Consider the following 19,835-nt stretch of genomic DNA (forward strand, 5'->3'; position numbering starts at 1 on the left):
GATTGGGCTGTCTAAAGTTTCACAGTCATCCAATTTATAAATACTTCTCCAACATTTCATCCATTTGTTGCTGAAGATCCGTGGCAGCTAGCTTAGCTTTTTCGGCAAAATCAGGCCCACTGCCTGCGTAAATAATGCCTCTTGCTGAGTTAACCAGCAGTCCGCATTGGCTGTTCATCCCATACTTACAGGTGGCTTCCAAATCGCCTCCCTGCGCACCAATACCCGGCACCAGCAGAAAATGCTCCGGAGCGAGGGCTCTCACTTCTTTGAACATTTCGCCTCTGGTGGCGCCCACTACATACATCATATTGTCGGCACTCCCCCACTGCTGGCTGGTGGTAATTACCTTTTCAAAGAGCTTCTTACCATCGGCCATTGGCTCATTCTGGAAGTCTGCAAAGCCTTCGTTGCTGGTGAGCCCGAGCAGAATCACCCATTTACCGTCGAACTGTAGAAAGGGCTTTACTGAGTCTCGTCCCATATAGGGAGCCACGGTAATGCTATCGAAGCTCATGGCCTCAAAGAATGCTCTGGCGTACAAAGCAGATGTGTTGCCAATGTCGCCTCTTTTGGCATCAGCTATTGTGAAAATATCGTTGGGGATATAGTCCAGCGTTTTTTGCAGCGACTCCCAGCCTTTTGGCCCCAAGGCTTCATAAAAGGCAATATTGGGCTTGTAAGCCACAGTCACGTCAGCTGTCGCATCAATGATTTGCTTATTGAACTCAAAGACGGGATCCTGCTCCTTATGAAGGTGCGAGGGAATCTTGGTGATATCAGTATCCAGCCCAACACACAAAAAAGAACGCTTCTTCTTTATGTTGGTAAATAGTTCTTGACGGGTCATGCGGCAAAGATAAACATATGCTGCATTTGACACGGTAGTAATTTAGTTTCGATACAAAACCCATTAGTCCGGGTTTTACTTGCCTTACGCATTGTCAGGCGGCATATTGCAGACATTATTCATTTATCCAAAGGCTGGCTATTTTTTTTGGCTAGCCAAATCAAAAAAGGCATGTTCCCAAATTCCAGCTCTTCCATTGAGCTCAGCCGGTTGGCATTAGAAAACAACATTGATTTTCTCAGAAAATTAGTAGGCCCCGATGTGACAATTTCTTCAGTGCTAAAAGGAAATGCCTATGGACATGGCATCAAACACATGGTGCCTGAGTTGGAAAGACTGGGTATTCGTCATTTTTCTGTGTTCGGCTCGTTCGAAGCACTGGATGTTGCCAGTTTTAGCACGGAGTCGTCGACCATTCTAATCATGGGTGACATTCTGGATGACCACATGCCGTGGATGATTGAAAATGATGTGGAATGCTTTGTGTTCAATAAAATCAGATTGAACGCCCTCTGTAAGCAAGCCCGGCTAATGAAGAAAAAAGCCCGCATTCATCTTGAGTTGGAAACGGGCATGAACCGCACTGGCATTAACCCGGACGAATGGGAAGAGATGGCCAGCCTTATCAATGAATTTGAAGACTGCATCGAGGTCGTAGGCATGTGCACTCACCTGGCTGGTGCGGAAAGTGTATCCAACTACAAGCGCATCCTGAGCCAGAAAGACATGTTTAACGAAGGCGTCACGTTCTTCAAAGCCAAAGGGGTGCATCCAAAGGTGCTTCATACCTCCTGTAGTGCGGGGGTAATCATGTATCCGGAGAACAACCTTGGCATGGTGAGGGTGGGAATTTTACAGTATGGCCTTTGGCCAAGCCTGGAAACGCAGGTGAGTTATATGAGAGAGAATAAGCTGGCAGAAGATCCACTCAAGCGGGTGATCTCCTGGAAAAGCCATGTAATGGATATAAAACATGTGAAAATGGGCGAGTTTATTGGCTATGGCACTTCCTTTCTTGCGGAATACGACATGAGAGTAGCAAGCATACCCGTTGGCTACAGCTATGGCTTTAGTCGTGGTCTCAGCAACCAGGGACGTGTGCTGATCAATGGCCACCGCCTGAGTGTGGTGGGCGTAGTCAATATGAATATGTTTTTGGTGGAGATCACCCATGCTGAAGTAAAAATCGGCGACACGGTGACCCTGATAGGCAACGATGGAGATCTGTCGATTTCCGTTTCCCATTTTGGAAATTTGAGTGACCAGCTGAACTATGAACTGTTAACGAGGCTGGATAAGGATATACCGAGGGTGGTGGTGTGAGTACGTCCCCACGAAATCAAACCTTCGGAGCCAACCACAATCCCCCAAACCCTACCAACAGCAACAAATAGAAAATAACTGCAGAGATCGGCTTTTTGATGGCCTGAATATATTCCCTGGAGATTCCGGGCTCCGTACCGCCATGCAACGCAGTATTGGCTATTTGCTGAGTAACAGCTACAGATTGCCAGTCTGACTGTTCATGCACGAAAAAATGCTTTGATTGCCCGGTAGCTTCCATAAAAAGTGAATCCCACCCAGCTGCGTCCGGCCAAATGGTGCCGCTCCAAACATTGTGCAGCTGCCAGCTTTCTATCAATGGAACTGTTTCACCTTTGTACCTCACCAGCGGCGGCTCTTCAAGGGAACTTATAACGCTAAATCGAACGGGTTCATCTATAAAATATGGTTCTTTGGTCTCCACCTGAATGTGGCAGCACACAGCTGCCTTCCTGGCCAGCGACTCAATCACTTCCGTCCACAGAGCCGCATAAGTGAGCTCCTGTCCTTTCAAAACCAACCTGTAAGTGTCTTGCCACAGAGCGGTCCCTATTTTCCCCAAACCCTGATAAGCATAAGCGGCGAGCAACCTACCACTTCCATCCTGCCAAACCGGGATCACTTCCGGCGACTTGTCAATCGCAAGCGCTACCCCACTCAAGCTAACTTTCCTGCCCAAGTCAACAGCAACCGACAAAGTATCCGCATCATAGCGAGTCAACTGAAGAGGCATCCAACGCCTGGCATTCCTGCTAGCAGACTGCTGATTGACTGCAATAAAAACACCCAACCCCTGATCTACGGCAGCGTTCAGGACATTTGTCTCCTCCCTGCTCAAAGCATCCAACGACGCTTCGTCTATCCATAGCAGATCGGCATCGTCTAAAAGAGTCGTTGTTAATCTCCTGAACGGCACCTCAGCTTGATTGGCAAACTCGTAGCGAAATTTGTCCTTCGACAGCTGATACCTCAACGCCAGGGAATGTCCTTGCTCTGCCATCAGGTTTTTCAAATACCTCGATTCAAAAGTTGGGAATTGGCTAACAAAAACCATTTTCAACTTTCTTTCTTCGGCTACCTGCACCGGAACTTTGTAAGTGGCGATTGAGGAGCCTGCACTGTCCAGCAACTCCAGTTCGTAGACAAACTTACCAGCTAGTTTAGGTATGAAGCCAAAGGAAAATTCCTTCGTGCTTGAAGAAAGGCGTAGCGAGTCGATCTTCCCCTCAGGGCCGCTCCACCTGATCATGCTGCCTGGCGCTACCTGGCTCGCAATTCCGCTGACAGCACTTCTCCTGTTCGTACTCACCTTCTCGGGCACATTGATTGCCTGAATACCCTCGGGAGACGATGACGGAAAATAGACAAATCGAAAGGGAGCCGCATCGTCAAAGACGTAGTCCGGGAGTCCGTTCCCCACCACATAGCGAATTCTTTCTTTGATTCCTGCCAGCTCATTAAATGACTTAAGCTCAGCAGCTGCTTTAAAGTCAGCTGCGCCCGGCGCCTTATAAATGCTCAACCCCGGATTCGATTGAAGGAGGCTATCCACCTCTTCCACATTGTATCCCTGGGTAAGCAGCATGATGTCCGACAGAACACTCTCGGTTTGATAATGAGGTCTTAGCAGTATGCCAGCCAAGCCAATAAAGGCCAGCAGCAGTGCTAAGAGCCGGAGTAGCTTCCGGCCCATTCTCCTCCGCCACTCTACCACAGCGATAATGGCAAAGAGCAAAATAAGGCCCCATAAGGTCAAATGGATATTCAGCAAAGGCTCAAATGACAGGATCCAGCTACTCATTGGCCTCCATTCTTTTTAAGAACTGCTGATCGATGGCACTGGCAGCAGTTGGATGCAAAGCCGGTGTGGCAGGTTGTTCAGGTACTATTTCCCACAACGCCTTCCTAATCTTCAACAGCGCAATTTTATTTTGCACAAAATCATCATCTATCAAAGCCTTTAGCAAACTCATGCTTTCAAGGTATCTCCCGGGAAACTCAATCGCCTGCTGCGCCATTTCATTGCCAGCCAACTGTAGAACTTCTTTTTCTTCAGCAGTTAAAGCAAGGGCAGGCTGTAGCATGTACTTTTCCAACAGAACCAATGCCTTTCTGGAATTCGGAAACGACCTGTTGGGCTCCAACACATATCTTCTCCTGGCAGGATTGATTTCTGCCAAATCACCTGTCAGCCGCTTTTCTTCTTTGATTGGAGGCGGGTCGAACCCCGTGCGGTGTACGTAAATGCGGGAGTCGTTGCTAATTTCTTTTAACAGCTTTAGAATCTTGTACTGATAAGGAAGAGATTGCTCCGGATTGTTCATCCGAAGGTGCAGCTCAGCGTCCCACATCATCGACAAAGCTGCTCTGAGCTTCGTTTTGACGGATTGGATGTAGAAGGTGGCTTCCTCCTCGCTGTCATGCATGTGAGCAAATGCCTCCAAAGGGTTTTCCTCTTCTTCTCCCCCCGCATGTTCATGAGCCGTTTGCGGCACTAGATTATGCTCATTTTCGGTGTCATGGGCATGCCCGAACTGCTTCATCGCTTCGTCCGTGTTGGTAGGAGCGGCCGCTTCTTCGGGTTCATGCGCCTCAGTTTCGGTGATGCCCGACTCAAACTCTTCTCCAAGGAATTGTCCGTACCTGAGTCTAAGCACCTTTTGATCATGCCCCAAACCGTTGCTGGTATTATCGAAGACTTCTTTGTTTATCTTGTTCCTTTCCGCTACAAGCTTTTCGGAATCGATGATAATTTGGCGCTGGCTGCGGAAGTACTCAGGCATCAGATCGACCCCCAGGCCGCCGTCGTTGGAGACGATGTAGGAGGCCGTGTCCTTTAGCTGCAGAAAGTAGGTCTCTGTTCTTTCGGTTTGCTGTTTGGGTGCCTTGTTGTCCCAGGCCTCCACATAGAAATAGAGCTCATCGCCAGGTTCCAGGCCCATTTTCTTCAAGTCGATGACTCGTTCTGCCAAAACCTTTCTGCCTGAGATGGTCTGTGGCTTTTCAAAAAACAACTTCTCTTCCCTAAACTTGACCGACTCCCCGCTTCCCTTGGCCACTGTAGCGATCAGGTAGGCGTCCTTCAAGCCAAAATCATCTGATAAATCTGTCCTGACATTTATTTTCTGAACATCACTCCACTCAAATTGCTGAAACTGGGGCAAATCCCTAATCGCCAGTTGGGGAGGCAAATCCGCCACCACTTCAAGTTTATAAAAGTCAGAGGCCTTCCATTCACCATCTTGCTGCCAGGCAACCTGATAAAATCCCGTGTTAAAGACTTTGGCCGAACCACTGAGCATCGACTGCCTTTTTTTTAAAGCCAAAGTATCGGAGCCCGAGAAGATGATCAGTGCTTGCTGTGGCGCTAACGAAAAGTCCAATTCCCAACTGACAACACTGCCTTCGACAGCTTTAATGTTGGGATCAGTAAATGAAACGGTTCTCAGACCTGTATAAGCTGGGGCGTTAATCGTGCCTTCAATACTTTCCAGCACAACCGGCTGAAAAGCACTTTCAGCAGAGGCTGTAGTAGCGGAATTTTCCGCAGCAGTTTGACCAGAACCAACACCGACCGGAATTCCCGGGAAGAAAATGATAAGTAAAATTCCTGCTAATAAAACCACGCTCGCCACCCATAACTGGTGAGGAAAGCGCAGCTTGCTCAACTCCATAACCTTCACCAAAGCCCTCTCTCGTTGTAGCTGCTGTAGACCCGACAAAGGCTGATCAGTCGCCAAAAGGTCAGCACTCCAGTCCAGATCTGGATATTGCCGATTAATAAAAGACGCCAGTCGTGCAGGGTTTAGCTGATGTAAGCCTAGCTTGTAGATTCGCTGAAGGAGCACAAGTAAGCCAACGGTTCCGGCAAGTACCAGCGCATCAATTGGGTTGAGCCCGGCCACTTTACCCACCACCATCAAAATCAGTCCAACGCCAGCAGAGAGACACAGTACTTCTAGCAGCCGGAGCATTAAGTATCTCTGCTGTAACGCTATGAGTTGATGGTTTTTCATCTGCTTCATTGGCCTCTCCTCCATGCCACAAGGCGTTCAATTACAAGCGTCAAAACCAGCAGTACCACCAGCCACTGATTAATGTCAGCGTAGTTTGTAGTTTTGTTATCAACGTCAACTTCCGCAGGCACTACCTTGCTCCAACGCCAGGCTTCCGGCATCGTCCGACGGTCGCTCTCAGCCATTAAAGGCAGTTCAGTGTCGAAAAACTTAGACAATTCAACTATCAACCGATCTTCTAACACCACCCTTTTATTGAGCCGTTTGGTGAGTTGCCATTGCCTTGGCGATAGCTGTACCAAAAGATCGTCGGAAGTAGCTTCCTCCATGAAAACAAAATCGTTTTCCAGGGCAGGCGCAGCTGCTGACGCCAGCCAAAAAACTACGGCTTCTTCGTTGGCACTAAAAAACGTAGCACTTTCCGATTGAATATCCATCCTGAAACCAGGCAAATCATTCAAAACCAGCAGCGCCGTTTCGAGTACTTTTGCGTCATAACTGTGTTCTTCGTCTGATACGATAACTACCTTTTCTATCGGTATCTCTACGGTAATTGAACCCTTTGCGTCTGCGCTCCTCGTGGTAAATTCCGTGAACTCTTCATCAGGTTGCTCCGAAACTTCCCAAATACTATCGCCTTCAACAACAGAAACTACAGGTAGGCTTACAGGCTTGAATGGCACATCAAACCACATGATATGATCGGGTTTTGGAGGCCTTTTACCTTTAAAGCCATACATGTAAGCCCTTGTGAAAACAACAGCTTCGCTAATCTTTGCTTCCCCAAGCTGCTCGGCCAAAAACCAATGGTTCGGCGTTTGCTCTTCTGATATCGTGTCTTTTGGCAGAGGGAACCATTGTTCCAGGTACCTCAGTTCATAGTCATTGTTCGTCAGGCTGTCTATTATCCGGCCGATCTCATTGTGTTGCTCTGCTCCTCTATCCACCACCACCCATTTTGGAAGGCTTGCCGAAGACCGCAAAAGCAATCCAGCAAGCAAAGCCACTACTGTGAGTATAAGCACACTTCTCAATGCCAGCAGCAAAAGCTCATTGAGCTTGACGCTTTGGAATTGTCTGGTGGTGGAATCAGCCAGGTGTCGTAGGCTACCCACTTTTATCACCTTGCCTTCTTTCCTACTCAGCAAATGAATAGCGAGTGGCACGGCAAGCCCAAGCAATCCCCAAAGCCACATCGGATTCGCCAGCTGCATCATCTTATCATCGATTTACGAGCCTTCAGAAAAGTCCGAAGCACCTCAGGTGCCGGGTCATCAAGGTAGGTCGGCTGGTAGATCACCTGCTTTTGCAACATCCAGTCCCTCGTGGCATCTATCCACTCACCCATCTTCTTGCGATAAACGCTTTGCTGAGCAGGCGAGTCTACTTTTAGCCGTTCGCCTGTTTCCAGGTCTTCGAAGGTAAGCTGGGTACTATAGTTCAATTCCAATTCTTCCCTTCCCATCAAATGAAAGACAATAACTTCATTGCGGGGTGTTTTGAGCTTTCGAATAAAATCGTGCAGATCCCCTTCGCTGTCATACATATCGGTGAAAAACAGGATCATCTCCTTGCCTTGATGACTGTAAATATGCTCGAGCCCGTTACCCTTCTTCCAGGTGCTTTCAGCTTTTATTTTGATTAACTCATTCAAAAAGCGAATGTATTGTTGTTGGTCAAACCGTGGTTGCACGGCGGTAATATGCAAATCGTTCACAGAAAACAGGCCAAACGTATCGCTCTGCTTTCTCGCCAGAAAAGCCAGCGATGCGATCAGCACTTTGGCCATTTGTATTTTACTGACGCCGCCCTCAGCATGCTCCATCGACCGGCTGGCGTCCAGCATAAACTTGACGGTGATATTGGTTTCGATCTCCGACTGCTTGATGTAATAACGCTCTGACCGGGCAAACATCTTCCAGTCGAGCTGTCGGAGGTCGTCGCCGGGTTCATAGCTTCTGTACTGGCTAAACTCTTGCCCGGCCCCTACAGACTGACTCGGGTTGCCTCCACTCATGTAGCCTTCCACAATCACACGGGCTACCAGCTCCAACCCGTTAACGGTGGAGAGGATCTCTGGTGTGAGTAACTGGCGAATCTGTGGGTTCACAATAGAAGCCTTTTTAGTTTGCCTTTGAAGGACAGATAATGCCCTGGTAGTTGCCTAAACTCCAGCTGGAAGTTTGATCTTGTCTAAAAGCTCGGCTGTTACTCGGTCAGAAGTAACGCCGTCGGCTTCTGCCTTGAAGTTCATAAGGATTCGATGGCGAAGAACAGGAAACGCTACGCTTTTGATGTCTTCCATGGTCACGGCAAACCGGCCTTTGAGCAAAGCCCTTGCCTTCGCCGTTAAGATCATTGCCTGTCCCGCTCTTGGCCCGGCGCCCCAGCGCACCCATTCGTTCACAAAGCTCACCTCACTTTCGCCAGCCCTGGTAGCTCGCACCACCCTGCTCACAAAGCCAATAAGGTCTTTGCTGATATGCACCTCCCTCACCAGCTTCTGTGCTTCCAGAATCTCCTCGCCTTTGATGACACTTTTCACCGCTTCTTTCTTCTTGCCAGTGGTGCTTTCCAAAATATTGCGCTCTTCCTCCGCTGTGGGATAACCTATACGGATGTACAAAAGAAAGCGGTCAAGCTGGGCTTCCGGCAGTGGAAATGTACCGGCCTGCTCAATCGGGTTTTGCGTAGCCAAAATAAAGAAGGGCCTCTCCAGCGGATAGGTTGTTCCGGCATAGGTCACCTCAAACTCCTGCATGGCTTCAAGCAATGCCGACTGCGTTTTAGGCGACGTTCGGTTGATTTCATCTGCCAGAATGATATTGGCGAAAATGGGCCCTTTATTGAACTTGAATATCCTTTTGCCTGTGGTATGGTCTTCCTCCAGTATTTCTGTGCCAATGATATCGGTCGGCATCAAATCGGGAGTGAACTGAATCCGCCTGAACTTAAGGTCGATTGCTTCTGACAGCGTTCTGATCATCAACGTCTTTGCTAAGCCCGGCACGCCTTCGAGCAGGCCATGGCCTCCTGCCAAAAATGTGATCAGCAGCTGGTCGATTGTTTCTCCCTGCCCCACTATCACCTTCCCAATCTCCTTCTTCAGGTCACCCAGGCTGGCTACCAGCTTTTCAGCCGTTTTTTCTATCTCTTTTAATTCTGCATTCATGCTATCATTGTCTCGAACCCAACCAGCTAAAAGGTCAGGCCATCATGGCGTACATCACTATATTAATACTAAACCTGGTGTTGTCGATTTTATAGAACCGTTTGTTGCGGAAGTCATAGTCCCACTCACATCCGTAATCTTTGTTGCTGTAGAGCACACCTATCCTTCCATCCACTTCTATGGCTTTCAAATAATCATGTACAATATCGTCGCCCCAGCCATTGAGCTCCTGCGAGGTGGTGGGTGGACCATCGAATTCGAAAAAGGAAGAATAGATAGGGTGGTTATTAGGAATTTTCTTTAGCTGACCTGGCCCAAATAGCTTCTCCATTTGCGTTTCAAATGATTTGGCAAACAGACCGTCGATATCATGGTTGCAGTCGTCCACAAAGACAAAACCTCCATTCTCAACATACTTTTTGAAGTTCTCCCGTTCGGTAGCGGTAAACTCAACCAGCTTGTGGCCGCTCAGGTAACAAAAAGGACTGTTGAAAATCTCGTCAGAGCTCAGCGAAACAATGTTCTCTCTGGTATTCACCGGCAATGTGGTATACTCCACCAGAGAATTGAGCAAATTGGACGGCATTCGCTGATCTACATCCCAGTCACCTGATTCATACTGAAGCCGTGTAAAGAAAAACTCCTCAAAACGCTTTCTGCTCATACCTGTTTACAACTAAACGTCTTCCCGACAACACCAAGGTGCCGGGAAGACGTTCCCTTCGGAGTTTTAAACAGCGTCAGATAAACTGGAGAAGGTAAAGTCCCTGATTTTCATGTAAGGAATCAGGTTACCATCTGTCCGCACCTGCTTGCCCAGCGTCTCCAGATTGTTCAGCATGATCACAGGGCTCTCGTTGAAACGGAAATTCTTGACAGGATAGGCGATCTTGCCGTTTTCGATATAGAAGGTACCATCACGGGTAAGGCCTGTATAAAGCAGCGTTTGAGGATCCACCGTTCTGATATACCAGAAGCGAGTCACCAAAATGCCCTTTTTTGTATCCTTGATCATGTCCTCAAGACTGGCTGTGCCACCTTCCATGATGGCATTGCCGGGGAATGGCACTGGTGCCACACCTTGTTTCTCAGCCCAGTATCGGTCGTAGAACATGTTGCTTACCACGCCGTTCTTAAGGATGTCCATTTTCTTTCTGGCCTGGCCGTCCTGTGTCCAGGGAGAAGCAGGCACTTCAGTGTTGAATGGATCGGTATAGATGTTCACTCTCTCATCAACTATCTTTTCTCCCAGCTTCGTTCCCCCACCTTTTTTAGCGAGAAAGCTCCTTCCTTCGTCTGCCTGGCGTGCCCCCATGCTGAAAAGCATATTCTGCAAGAGGTCAGAAGCCGCAGCAGGCTCAAGAATCACTGTATATTTACCAGGCTCAATGGCCTTGGCAGTGCTTGATTTCACAGCTTTCTCAATCGCAATTTTCGATGCTTCTGCTGTATCAAGTTTGCTTACATCGTTGTAGTCTCTGGTGGCCCAGCCTGAGCCCAGTCCGTCGTTGGTACGCATGGTCACCGTAAAGTTGACGTTAGTAGACCTGTTGTAGGCAAAAAGGCCTTTGGTGTTCATCATGGATGCAAAACCGTAGCTATCTTCCAGGAAACCAGCTGCGGTTACATCCTTAGCTGCCGCAGGATTGATGCTATTGGCAGCTGCCTGTGCCCGGTACTCTGGGGTGATTTTAGCTGTTGCTTCGGCGTAAGTTTTTGATTCACCATAGGTCTGTTGCTCAAGAGGCCCCATAAACTCGGGGTTTTCTGGTGCCAGCTGCGCCAGTTCTTCCGATCTTCTCACTACTTTTTCGAGCGACGCATCGTCGAATTCATTCACAGTTGCGGTGCCCGACTTCTTACCGAAGTTCGATTGCACTACCAGCGTCACATCGCTGTTTTCCCCAGCAGTAGAAACGGTGTTCCTTGCATAGCGGATATTGCCCCCATTGGAGCCGTTGAGGTTAGCCTCGCAAGCGTCTGCCTTCGAGAATTTCATCACCTTCTCCAGGATCGCCCTTGCTTCGTCTTTTGAAAATATTGCCATTTTGAATTCTGATTTCGAGTTAGTTAATAGGTTAAATGCTTCTCGCAGTATTGATCACATTGATACCGTTGAACCTTGTGGTGGCACTGCCATGCGACACAGCACTGGATTGTCCCGGCTGGCCTTTTCCGTCAAAGAAGGAGCCATTGAGTCGGTAGTCTCTGCTATCGCAAACCTGCACACAGGAATTCCAAAACTCCTGGGTATTCGACTGGTAAGCCACGTCTTTCAGCATACCAGCTATTTTTCCGTTTTTTATTTCGAAGAACAGCTGCCCTCCAAACTGGAAGTTGTAACGCTGCTGGTCGATGGAGAATGAGCCGTCTTTTACAATGTAAACGCCTTTATCAATACCCCCGATAAGCTGCTCGGGCGTAAGTTGCTCTTTACCAGCTTTCAATGACACATTGGCCATGCGCTGGAATTGAACGCTGCTCCAGCTATCAGCATAGCAGCAGCCATGCGACTCAGTTTCTCCTATGATCTTGGCCTGGTCTCTGATGGCCTGGTAGTTCACCAGTGTACCGTCTTTCACCAGGTCCCACTCTTTTGTTTTCACACCTTCATCGTCCCAGCCGACAGCACCTAGTGAACCTACCTGCGTTTTGTCAGCCACAAAATTGACTTGCTTGCTACCATAGTTGAACTTCTTGGTCTCCCATTTGTCCAAAGTAGCGAAGCTGGTGCCTGCGTAGTTGGCTTCGTAGCCCAGCACCCTGTCCAGTTCGAGCGGGTGCCCCACCGACTCATGAATAGTCAACCACAAATGGGAAGGCTCCAGGGCCAAATCATATTTGCCCGGCTCCACCGATTTAGCTGAGAGTATCTCCTTCACTTGCTGCGCCGCCATGGTAGCGTCTTCCACCATGTCGTACGACTTATTGTAAAGGGTTACTCCAGCGGGGCCAATGATCTTGTCTTCAGCTCGGCCGTCGAGGTACTCGTAGCCCATGCCCACTGGAGCACTGAAAGAGCCACGCTGCTTGAACTGCCCTGAATCTTTATCGATAGCAGTCACCGTAAAGAAAGGCCAGGTTCTGTGCACATCCTGATCGATGTATGATCCTTCAGATGAAGCAAAATACTTTTGCTCATTCACCAGAAACAGAATGTTGTTAATGTAGCTTGCTCCGTTCTCTATTGCTCTTGCGTTGGCATTCAGCAGGAGGTCGGCTTTGTCTTTTATCGTTACTTCAAATCCGTTCTTCTTGATCGGAGTTTTGTAACTCACCTCTCCATATCCTTTCACAGGTACCAGTTCTACCGGCGATGTCTGGAATTTGGAATTCGCTTTGGCGATGGCCACGGCCTGCCTTGCGGCTTTAGCAATTCCCTCCTCGGTCACGTCGTTGGTCGAAGCAAAACCCCAGGTACCGTTAGCAATCACACGGATGCCTGTACCGAACGACTCGGTGTTGACCATGTTCTGCACCTTGTCTTCACGGGTGATAACAAACTGATTAAGGTAACGGCCTATGCGAACATCCGTATAACTTGCACCGGCAGAGCGGGACGCATTGAGTGCCACGTCAGCCAGTCTTTTCTTCTGGATTACATCCAAGGCAGGCTCCAGCAGTCGGCTGGGGTCTACCGATTTGGCGAAAGCGGAAACAGGCAGCATCATTGCCCCAGCTCCCAAACCCGCCAGTTGAACAAAATCTCTTCTCCTCATGGGTTAATTAAGTTAGTCCTTGTTTTATTTTAGTTTGAGTTCCTTGCTTGTTCAAAGGCTACTAAATAGTCCTTCCAGTGTTAATCACATTCACTCCATCAAACCTTGTGGTGGAGCTCCCGTGCGACACGGCGCTCACTTGCGAAGGCTGACCTTTGCCATCAAAGAAAGAGCCGAACATTCTATAATCGTTCTCATCGCATATTTTCACACAGCTATTCCAGAATTCCTGGGTGTTGCTTTGGTAGGCTACGTCATTAAGCATACCCACTATTTCGCCGTTCTTGATTTCATAAAACACAGTCCCGCCAAACTGGAAGTTGTAGCGCTGCTGATCGATAGAATACGAGCCTCTGCCTGCAATGTAAATGCCTTTTTCTACGTCTTTGATCATATCAGCCGAAGAGTACTTCTCTTTGCCCGGCGCCAATGAAACGTTGGGCATCCGCTGGAACTGCACGTCCTGCCAGGTTTGTGCATAGCAGCAGCCATGCGACTCATTCTGACCGAGAATGTGCACCTGATCACGAATGGCTTCATAGTTCACCAGAATACCGTCTTTGATCAAATCCCAACGCTTAGTCTTCACTCCTTCATCATCGTAACCCACCGCACCCAGCGAGCCGGGCTGCAGCTTGTCAGCAAAAATATTCACCTCTTTGCTGCCGTAGTTGAAATCGCCTGACTTCCATTTATCCAATGTAGCGAAGCTTGTGCCGGCGTAGTTGGCTTCGTAACCCAGCACTCTATCCAATTCCAGCGGATGCCCCACAGATTCGTGGATGGTTAAACCCAGGTGATTAGGCTCCAGCACCATAGTATATTTACCCGGATCCACCGACTTGGCGTCAAGCATCTCTTTCGCCTGAAGCGCCGCCGTTTTGGCATCCTCTACTATATCGTAGCTGTTCTTGTACAGCTTCATGCCACCAGGGCCCTCCAGCTTGTCCGATTCCTTGGGAAGCATGTACTCCCATCCCATGCCCATTGGCGCACTCATGGCAGAGCGGGATTTGAATTTGCCCTCAGCCCGGTTCACCGCATTCACATTGAATGTCGGCCATATCCTGTGAACATCCTGGTCGATATATGACCCTTCCGTAGAAGCAAAGTACTTCTGCTCATTCACCATGAACAGGTTAGAGTTGACGAAGCTGGCACCAGCGTCCATAGCAGCGGCATTGGCAGCCAGGAGTAAATCAACTTTTTCGGATACAGGCACTTCAAAAGCGCTCTTTTCAATAGGGCTTTTCCAGCTTACTTCCCCGTATGACTGAACAGGAGCAAGCTTCACAGGGTCAGTCTGAAATTTTGAATTGGCTTTGGCAATGGACACCGCCTGCATAGTAGCTTTTTGAATGCCAGCCGGGTTGACCTCGTTGGTAGACGCAAAACCCCAGGTGCCATTGGCAATTACCCTGATGCCTACGCCGAAGGATTCGGTGTTGACAATATTTTGCACCCTCGTTTCTCTGGTAAACACATATTGGTTAAGGTACCTGCCTATCCTCACGTCGGCGTAGGTAGCTCCGTTCGCCTTTGCCGCATTCAGTGCCACGTCAGCAAGCTGCTTCTTTTGGGCCACATCCAGTGGCGACTCCAAAAAGCGCTGTACCGGCACCGCATTCCCTATCATTGGAATCGACAAAGCAGCCCCTGCCATTCCTAAACCTGCTATCTGTACAAAGTCTCTGCGTCTCAAAGTATTATCGCTTTTGTAGTAATAAGAAAATTTTCTTGCGTCCCTTCAAACAAAAGGAGCTGATTGTTAAATAAGTTGTAAAATACACACCTTCGATTACACTGCGATAGTAAAAAATGGTCAGCGGTTAGAAATGGGTTTGGAGGAGCAGAATCATCAAACTGTCATATTGTAAATCGATTGAGTGTGGTAATCACCACGAACTAGAGAAGAACAAGAAGTTTCGATAAATCAGAAAACCTAGATCGGGGCGTTCTGCGCTGCCTTAAAAAAATTGTCTCAGTGTTTAAGAATAGTACTATTTATATTTTCAAGGAAACCTGATACCAGCAAGCATCAGGTGATTGTTACCAAATTCCGTTCTCCGCTGACCACGAATAAGATAGCGTTCGGATTACGACATAGAATTTCATATTGACAATACCTGACCAATCCGGAAGCAGGCCGAAATCCCTCCTTCCGTCATATTTTTACATGTTATTTTCCTAATTAAAGTAAAGTCTTATACATTAAGAGGGTCTATTTTAGCGGAATTACTTCTTGACGCCTGTTGATAGGCAAACCAGCAAAAGATAAAATGAGAACAAGCAAGGATAGTTTATTTGTTACTTACACAAGTTTGGCAACTAATCTTGTTGCTATTCTTGTGATTGCCGGGTGGATCACTGGTGCTGAAAGTTTGTTGACAATACTGCCGGGCCTCCCCACCATGAAGTTCAACACAGCCATAGCCTTTCTGCTCACAGGACTGGCATTAATGTTCCTACCCACTTCACCAGAAAAAATCAGGATTCCGTCTCAGCTTTTTTCTGCGATTACCCTGGTTATTGCGCTTCTCACTCTTTCTGAATATACATTTAACTATTCGATGGGGATTGATGAGTTCTTTTTTACTGATCAAATATCAAGAGCCTCCAACTCATCTTACCCCGGGCGCATGTCGGCGGCGACTGCCACATGTTTTGCCCTTATGGCCGCATCACTACTTATATTTGCCAGCATCCGGGGAAAGCTACTTGAGGTTGCGCAATATCTTCTTCACGTTGTGACCATATTAGCATCTATCTCACTGGTCGCTTTTTTCTACAACCTCCCGGTAAATAGCAGGTTGTCATTTTTCAGTAGCATGGCCCTCCATACCTCTGTATGTTTCATGGCGCTTTCTTTTGCCGCCAGCATCAGACAGCCTCACCTGGGTCTGATTAACTTTTTCAGAGGCGACGGAATGGGAAGCTGGCTGGCTCGAAGATTATTTCCTCAATTCAGCCTGTTAATCCTCCTGCTTGGCTTCATAAGAATACTGACCGACCGATACTCGCTTATTTCTGTAGAATTTGGCATCCTATTACTTACAGTTTCCTTCCTTTTGGTTTCCTTGTCGCTTATTCTCCGGGTGGCCTACACCCTCAATAAAGTTGACAGTGAGCGGCAAGAAGCAGAAAGCCAACTAACCGACCTGAATGAGTCGCTGGAGGAAAGAATTAATAAACGCACAGAAGAGCTGACATTGCTCAATGAGCGATTACAACTAGCTACCAGCAGTGGGAAGGTAGGCCTGTGGACAATTGATCTTAAGGATAACTTTCTGGACGTAAACGATGCGCTGCGAAAAATCTGGGGTTTTGACCCTTACGAGCCTTTGTCTCCTGATTCTCTAAGTAAAAGAACGCACCCTGAAGATCAGGCTCGCACCAGCAAAGCTTTTGAGCTTGCTGTCAAAAATCGGTTACCTATCGGTTTTGAACATCGAATCATTCTTCCCGATGGAGCGACGAGGTACATTAAAGTCAATGGAGTGGTTCATTATGACAGCCAACAAACTCCTCTTCGGATTGCCGGCACGCATTGGGACATCACTGAACAAAAACTTGTTGAAATCAGCCTAGAGGAAAGCGACCGCCGAAACAGGGTGTTTGTTGCCCAAGCCCCCTCGGCAATAGCCATGTTCGATACCGAAATGAGGTACCTGGCTGCCTCCGAAAAATGGAAAGAAGATTACGGAATCAAGAACAAAGAAATTATTGGAGTTTCTCACTATGACATTTTTCCTGAAATAGGCGACGACTGGAAAAAAATCCATGCCGAATGTCTTCGTGGAGCCATTAACAAAGTAGATGAGGCACCATTCAACAGAGCCGACGGGTCGGTGCAATGGCTCGCCTGGGACGTGCGGCCATGGTACAAAGTTGAGGGAGTTGTTGGCGGTCTTATCATGTATACCGGCGACATCACGTCACTGAAGGAAAAAGAAGAAGAGAAAAGGCACCTTGAGTCTGTTCTTAACCAGGCAAGCGAAACTGCCAATATTGGAGCGTGGGAGGTGGATTTAGTGAACAACTCCGTGTATTGGGACAGAATAACAAAGAAAATACACAAGGTTGACAAGGACTATGTGCCAAAGCTCGACGGAGCTATCCAATTCTTCAAAGAAGGCGAAAGCAGGCAGAGGATAGAAGCCGCAGTTCAGAATGCAATATTAGACGGCACTCCATACGACTTAGAAGTGGAACTCGTTGCAGCCGATGGATCGCTCGTATGGACCAGGGCTGTAGGCCAGGCAGAGTTTAGCGGCGGCACTTGCCGCAGGCTCTTTGGCGTTTTTCAAGATATAGACCAAATAAAAAAGGCTGAGCTCAACCTAAAGGTAAGCGAAGAACAATTCAGAGGTGCGTTCCAGTATTCGGCCATTGGAATGGCGTTGGTGTCGCTTGATGGCAAATGGTTGAAGGTAAACAGCAGTTTGTGCAAGATGCTGGGTTACACGGATGAAGAACTAACAAAGGTTACTTTTCAGGAACTTACTCACCCCGATGACCTTAACAGTGATCTAGAGCTAATGGCACAAACCATTTCCGGAGAAATACCCTCCTACCAAATGGAAAAAAGGTATTTCCATAAAGATGGACAAACAATATGGGTCCTTTTAAATGTATCTTTAATTAAGGATATTGATGGGAACCCTAGCCACTTTATCTCCCAAATCAAGAATATCTCTGACCGGAAGGCATCAGAAGCAGCCCTCAAAGAGGAAAGAAAGTTACTGAAATCTTTAATTGACAATATCCCCGTCAATATCTATATCAAAGATTTGGAGTCGAGGAAAACACTTGTCAATAGGCTGGAAATGGAATATTCGGGCTTCAAAAATGAATCAGAGGTGATTGGCAAAACCGACTTCGACCTCTACCCGGAAGAGTCGGCCAAAGTATCAAGAGAAGAAGATCTTGAAGTATTCAATACAGGCAAACCAATTCTGAGCAAAGAGACGATTAACACCCGGCATGATGGCAGTACGAATTGGTTTCTGTCGTCCAAGATTCCCATGCAAAATGATAGAGGAGAAATAGTTGGCCTGATAGGGATTAGCTACAATATCACAGACAGGAAACTTGCCGAACGGGCGCTGCAAGAAAGTGAACAGCGCTGGCATTTCGCCCTCGAAGGGGCCAACGAAGGCGTGTGGGATTGGAACCTGGCAACCGGAGAAGTATTCTATTCCAAAAGGTCGCTCGCCATGCTGGGGATCAACCCCAAAGACGTTCCAAACAAATCAGAAACCTGGGATAATCGGGTACACCCTGAGGACAAGGAGGCATACTTTGAAGAAATGCAGAGGCATTTGAGGGGCGAAAGCGAAATTTATATCAACGAGCATCGTGTGCAGCACCAAAATGGCCACTATGTTTGGGTGCTTGATCGGGGTAAAATTACAGAATTCAACCAAAAGGGCCAGCCTTTGCGAGTCATCGGCACCCATTCGGACATCACCTGGCGCAAGGAAAAAGAGGCCCAAGTCAGGCACTCGTTTGATGTTATCAGCGAGCAGAACAAGCGGCTGCTCAACTTTGCCCACATAGTTTCACACAACCTCCGCTCGCATTCGGGCAATCTAGAGATGATGATCAACCTCATCAACATGACTTCAACACCGGAGGAGAAAGAAGAACTTATTCAACACCTGGCACAAATATCCGGATCACTGAGCGAGACAATAACCAATTTGAACGAGGTAGTAAAAATTCAGGTGGACATTAACACTCAAACAGAGGAGCTAAAACTAAAGGAGTACTTCGTTAAAACAATGCACATACTATCGGGGGACATTAAGGAGAAAAAAGCCAAAATAAATTTAAACATTGGCGACGACCTGACAGTTACTTACAACGCAGCTTACCTGGAAAGCATCTTGCTCAACTTCCTGAGCAATGCGATTAAGTACAGGCACCCTGACAGAAATCCAGTGGTTAATGTCAACTTTATTACCACAAATAATTCAAAAATTTTGCAAATTGCCGACAATGGCATGGGAATAGACCTCGCACTTCATGGGGAACGACTATTTGGGATGTATAAGACATTTCATGGCAATGCCGATGCGAAGGGGATTGGACTTTTTATTACAAAGAATCAGGTGGAAAGCATGGGTGGGAGAATTGAAGTAGAAAGTGAAGTAGGGGTGGGCACGACATTTAAAATTTATTTAACATGAGCATGGTAGACTTAGCTTGCATTATCGATGACGATCAGATATATGTGTTTGGCCTTAGAAAGCTGATTGATTTTCATAAGTACAGTAAAAATTTATTAGTGTTTAAGAATGGCGCAGAGGCCATTAAATACATGAAGCCGCTGATCACATCCAGTGACGAATTGCCTGATGTTATACTACTCGATATTAACATGCCAGTGATGGATGGTTGGCAGTTTCTTGACGAGTTTGTAAAAATTAAGCCCCTGATAAAAAAGAAGATCACCATTTACATGGTAAGCTCGTCGATTGATGAAGCAGACCTGGAAAGGGCCAAAACCTACGAGGAAGTAAGTGATTTTATTGTGAAGCCAGTAAAAGAGCCCGACTTAGCCAAAATTCTCGGTTGATAGTTCAACCCATATTTCTGCCTTTTTTTTGCTTGAGGCACACTGTGCTTCGCCTGACAAAGCTTAATGCATTAAAGCAGTAACGGAGATGCCAGCCCGTTGGCAGAATGCCCGGTAGCAGCTTCTTTAGCCATCCACACCTCCGAAAAACTCACCATATATTTCTATTGTTATA

13 protein-coding genes are annotated in these 19,835 nt (G+C 47.5%); 3 read left to right on the plus strand and 10 right to left on the minus strand.

Features of this window, described 5'->3' with window-relative positions:
- Window positions 1-34: 34 nt before the first annotated feature.
- On the minus strand, window positions 35-850 hold the full coding sequence (gene pyrF / locus AAC052_RS01595; RefSeq protein WP_339810403.1) for an orotidine-5'-phosphate decarboxylase: 816 nt from the start codon (window positions 848-850) through the stop codon (window positions 35-37).
- Between the two features lie 171 nt (window positions 851-1,021).
- On the opposite strand from pyrF, the gene alr reads away from it, so the two are divergent.
- On the plus strand, window positions 1,022-2,173 hold the full coding sequence (gene alr / locus AAC052_RS01600; RefSeq protein WP_339810406.1) for an alanine racemase: 1,152 nt from the start codon (window positions 1,022-1,024) through the stop codon (window positions 2,171-2,173).
- Between the two features lie 16 nt (window positions 2,174-2,189).
- Here the strand turns inward: alr and AAC052_RS01605 are convergent, their stop codons facing one another.
- The 9 genes from AAC052_RS01605 to AAC052_RS01645 all read right to left on the minus strand — a co-directional run bounded on the left by AAC052_RS01605 (window position 2,190) and on the right by AAC052_RS01645 (window position 14,782).
- Window positions 2,190-3,974, minus strand: coding sequence for a hypothetical protein (locus tag AAC052_RS01605; RefSeq protein ID WP_339810408.1), 1,785 nt, complete (start codon window positions 3,972-3,974; stop codon window positions 2,190-2,192).
- Complete coding sequence (locus tag AAC052_RS01610) at window positions 3,967-6,213, minus strand: hypothetical protein (RefSeq protein WP_339810409.1); 2,247 nt, start codon at window positions 6,211-6,213, stop codon at window positions 3,967-3,969. The genes AAC052_RS01605 and AAC052_RS01610 overlap by 8 nt, the downstream gene beginning before the upstream one ends.
- Complete coding sequence (locus AAC052_RS01615) at window positions 6,195-7,406, minus strand: BatA domain-containing protein (RefSeq protein WP_339810411.1); 1,212 nt, start codon at window positions 7,404-7,406, stop codon at window positions 6,195-6,197. Before AAC052_RS01615 ends, AAC052_RS01610 begins: the two co-directional genes overlap by 19 nt.
- Entirely contained in the window at window positions 7,403-8,299 is an 897-nt protein-coding gene (locus tag AAC052_RS01620; protein ID WP_339810414.1) for a DUF58 domain-containing protein, read from the minus strand. The genes AAC052_RS01615 and AAC052_RS01620 overlap by 4 nt, the downstream gene beginning before the upstream one ends.
- 54 nt (window positions 8,300-8,353) lie before the next feature.
- Window positions 8,354-9,361: a MoxR family ATPase gene (locus AAC052_RS01625; RefSeq protein WP_317490273.1), complete on the minus strand. Its 1,008-nt coding sequence runs from the start codon at window positions 9,359-9,361 to the stop codon at window positions 8,354-8,356.
- 34 nt (window positions 9,362-9,395) lie between these two features.
- Entirely contained in the window at window positions 9,396-10,025 is a 630-nt protein-coding gene (locus tag AAC052_RS01630; protein ID WP_317490272.1) for a DUF4159 domain-containing protein, read from the minus strand.
- 66 nt (window positions 10,026-10,091) lie between these two features.
- Window positions 10,092-11,408, minus strand: coding sequence for a TldD/PmbA family protein (locus tag AAC052_RS01635; protein WP_151998818.1), 1,317 nt, complete (start codon window positions 11,406-11,408; stop codon window positions 10,092-10,094).
- A 31-nt stretch (window positions 11,409-11,439) separates the two neighbouring features.
- The gene (locus tag AAC052_RS01640) at window positions 11,440-13,080 is read right to left on the minus strand and encodes a TldD/PmbA family protein (protein WP_339810419.1); all 1,641 of its coding nucleotides are present in this window, start codon (window positions 13,078-13,080) and stop codon (window positions 11,440-11,442) included.
- Window positions 13,081-13,141: 61 nt separating this feature from the next.
- Window positions 13,142-14,782 carry a TldD/PmbA family protein gene (locus AAC052_RS01645; RefSeq protein WP_317490270.1) on the minus strand — a complete coding sequence of 547 codons (1,641 nt, stop codon included), beginning with the start codon at window positions 14,780-14,782 and terminating at the stop codon, window positions 13,142-13,144.
- 577 nt (window positions 14,783-15,359) lie between these two features.
- Here AAC052_RS01645 and AAC052_RS01650 point away from each other — a divergent pair.
- Both AAC052_RS01650 and AAC052_RS01655 read left to right on the plus strand, forming a co-directional pair.
- Entirely contained in the window at window positions 15,360-19,271 is a 3,912-nt protein-coding gene (locus AAC052_RS01650) for a PAS domain S-box protein (protein WP_339810422.1), read from the plus strand.
- Window positions 19,268-19,660, plus strand: coding sequence for a response regulator (locus AAC052_RS01655; RefSeq protein WP_339810425.1), 393 nt, complete (start codon window positions 19,268-19,270; stop codon window positions 19,658-19,660). The genes AAC052_RS01650 and AAC052_RS01655 overlap by 4 nt, the downstream gene beginning before the upstream one ends.
- Window positions 19,661-19,835: the final 175 nt, after the last annotated feature.

It is taken from the genome of uncultured Imperialibacter sp. (assembly GCF_963974565.1).
In the GTDB taxonomy this organism is placed as follows: Bacteria; Bacteroidota; Bacteroidia; order Cytophagales; family Cyclobacteriaceae; genus Imperialibacter; species Imperialibacter roseus.

Excerpts from the sequence above, each read along its gene's own strand:
- AAC052_RS01630 (WP_317490272.1), bottom strand. The coding sequence starts at position 10,025 with ATGAGCAGAAAGCGTTTTGAGGAGTTTTTCTTTACACGGCTTCAGTAT.
- AAC052_RS01605 (WP_339810408.1), bottom strand. The coding sequence starts at position 3,974 with ATGAGTAGCTGGATCCTGTCATTTGAGCCTTTGCTGAATATCCATTTG.
- alr (WP_339810406.1), top strand. The coding sequence starts at position 1,022 with ATGTTCCCAAATTCCAGCTCTTCCATTGAGCTCAGCCGGTTGGCATTA.
- AAC052_RS01625 (WP_317490273.1), bottom strand. The coding sequence starts at position 9,361 with ATGAATGCAGAATTAAAAGAGATAGAAAAAACGGCTGAAAAGCTGGTA.
- AAC052_RS01635 (WP_151998818.1), bottom strand. The coding sequence starts at position 11,408 with ATGGCAATATTTTCAAAAGACGAAGCAAGGGCGATCCTGGAGAAGGTG.
- AAC052_RS01650 (WP_339810422.1), top strand. The coding sequence starts at position 15,360 with ATGAGAACAAGCAAGGATAGTTTATTTGTTACTTACACAAGTTTGGCA.
- pyrF (WP_339810403.1), bottom strand. The coding sequence starts at position 850 with ATGACCCGTCAAGAACTATTTACCAACATAAAGAAGAAGCGTTCTTTT.
- AAC052_RS01610 (WP_339810409.1), bottom strand. The coding sequence starts at position 6,213 with ATGGAGGAGAGGCCAATGAAGCAGATGAAAAACCATCAACTCATAGCG.
- AAC052_RS01655 (WP_339810425.1), top strand. The coding sequence starts at position 19,268 with ATGAGCATGGTAGACTTAGCTTGCATTATCGATGACGATCAGATATAT.
- AAC052_RS01640 (WP_339810419.1), bottom strand. The coding sequence starts at position 13,080 with ATGAGGAGAAGAGATTTTGTTCAACTGGCGGGTTTGGGAGCTGGGGCA.
- AAC052_RS01615 (WP_339810411.1), bottom strand. The coding sequence starts at position 7,406 with ATGATGCAGCTGGCGAATCCGATGTGGCTTTGGGGATTGCTTGGGCTT.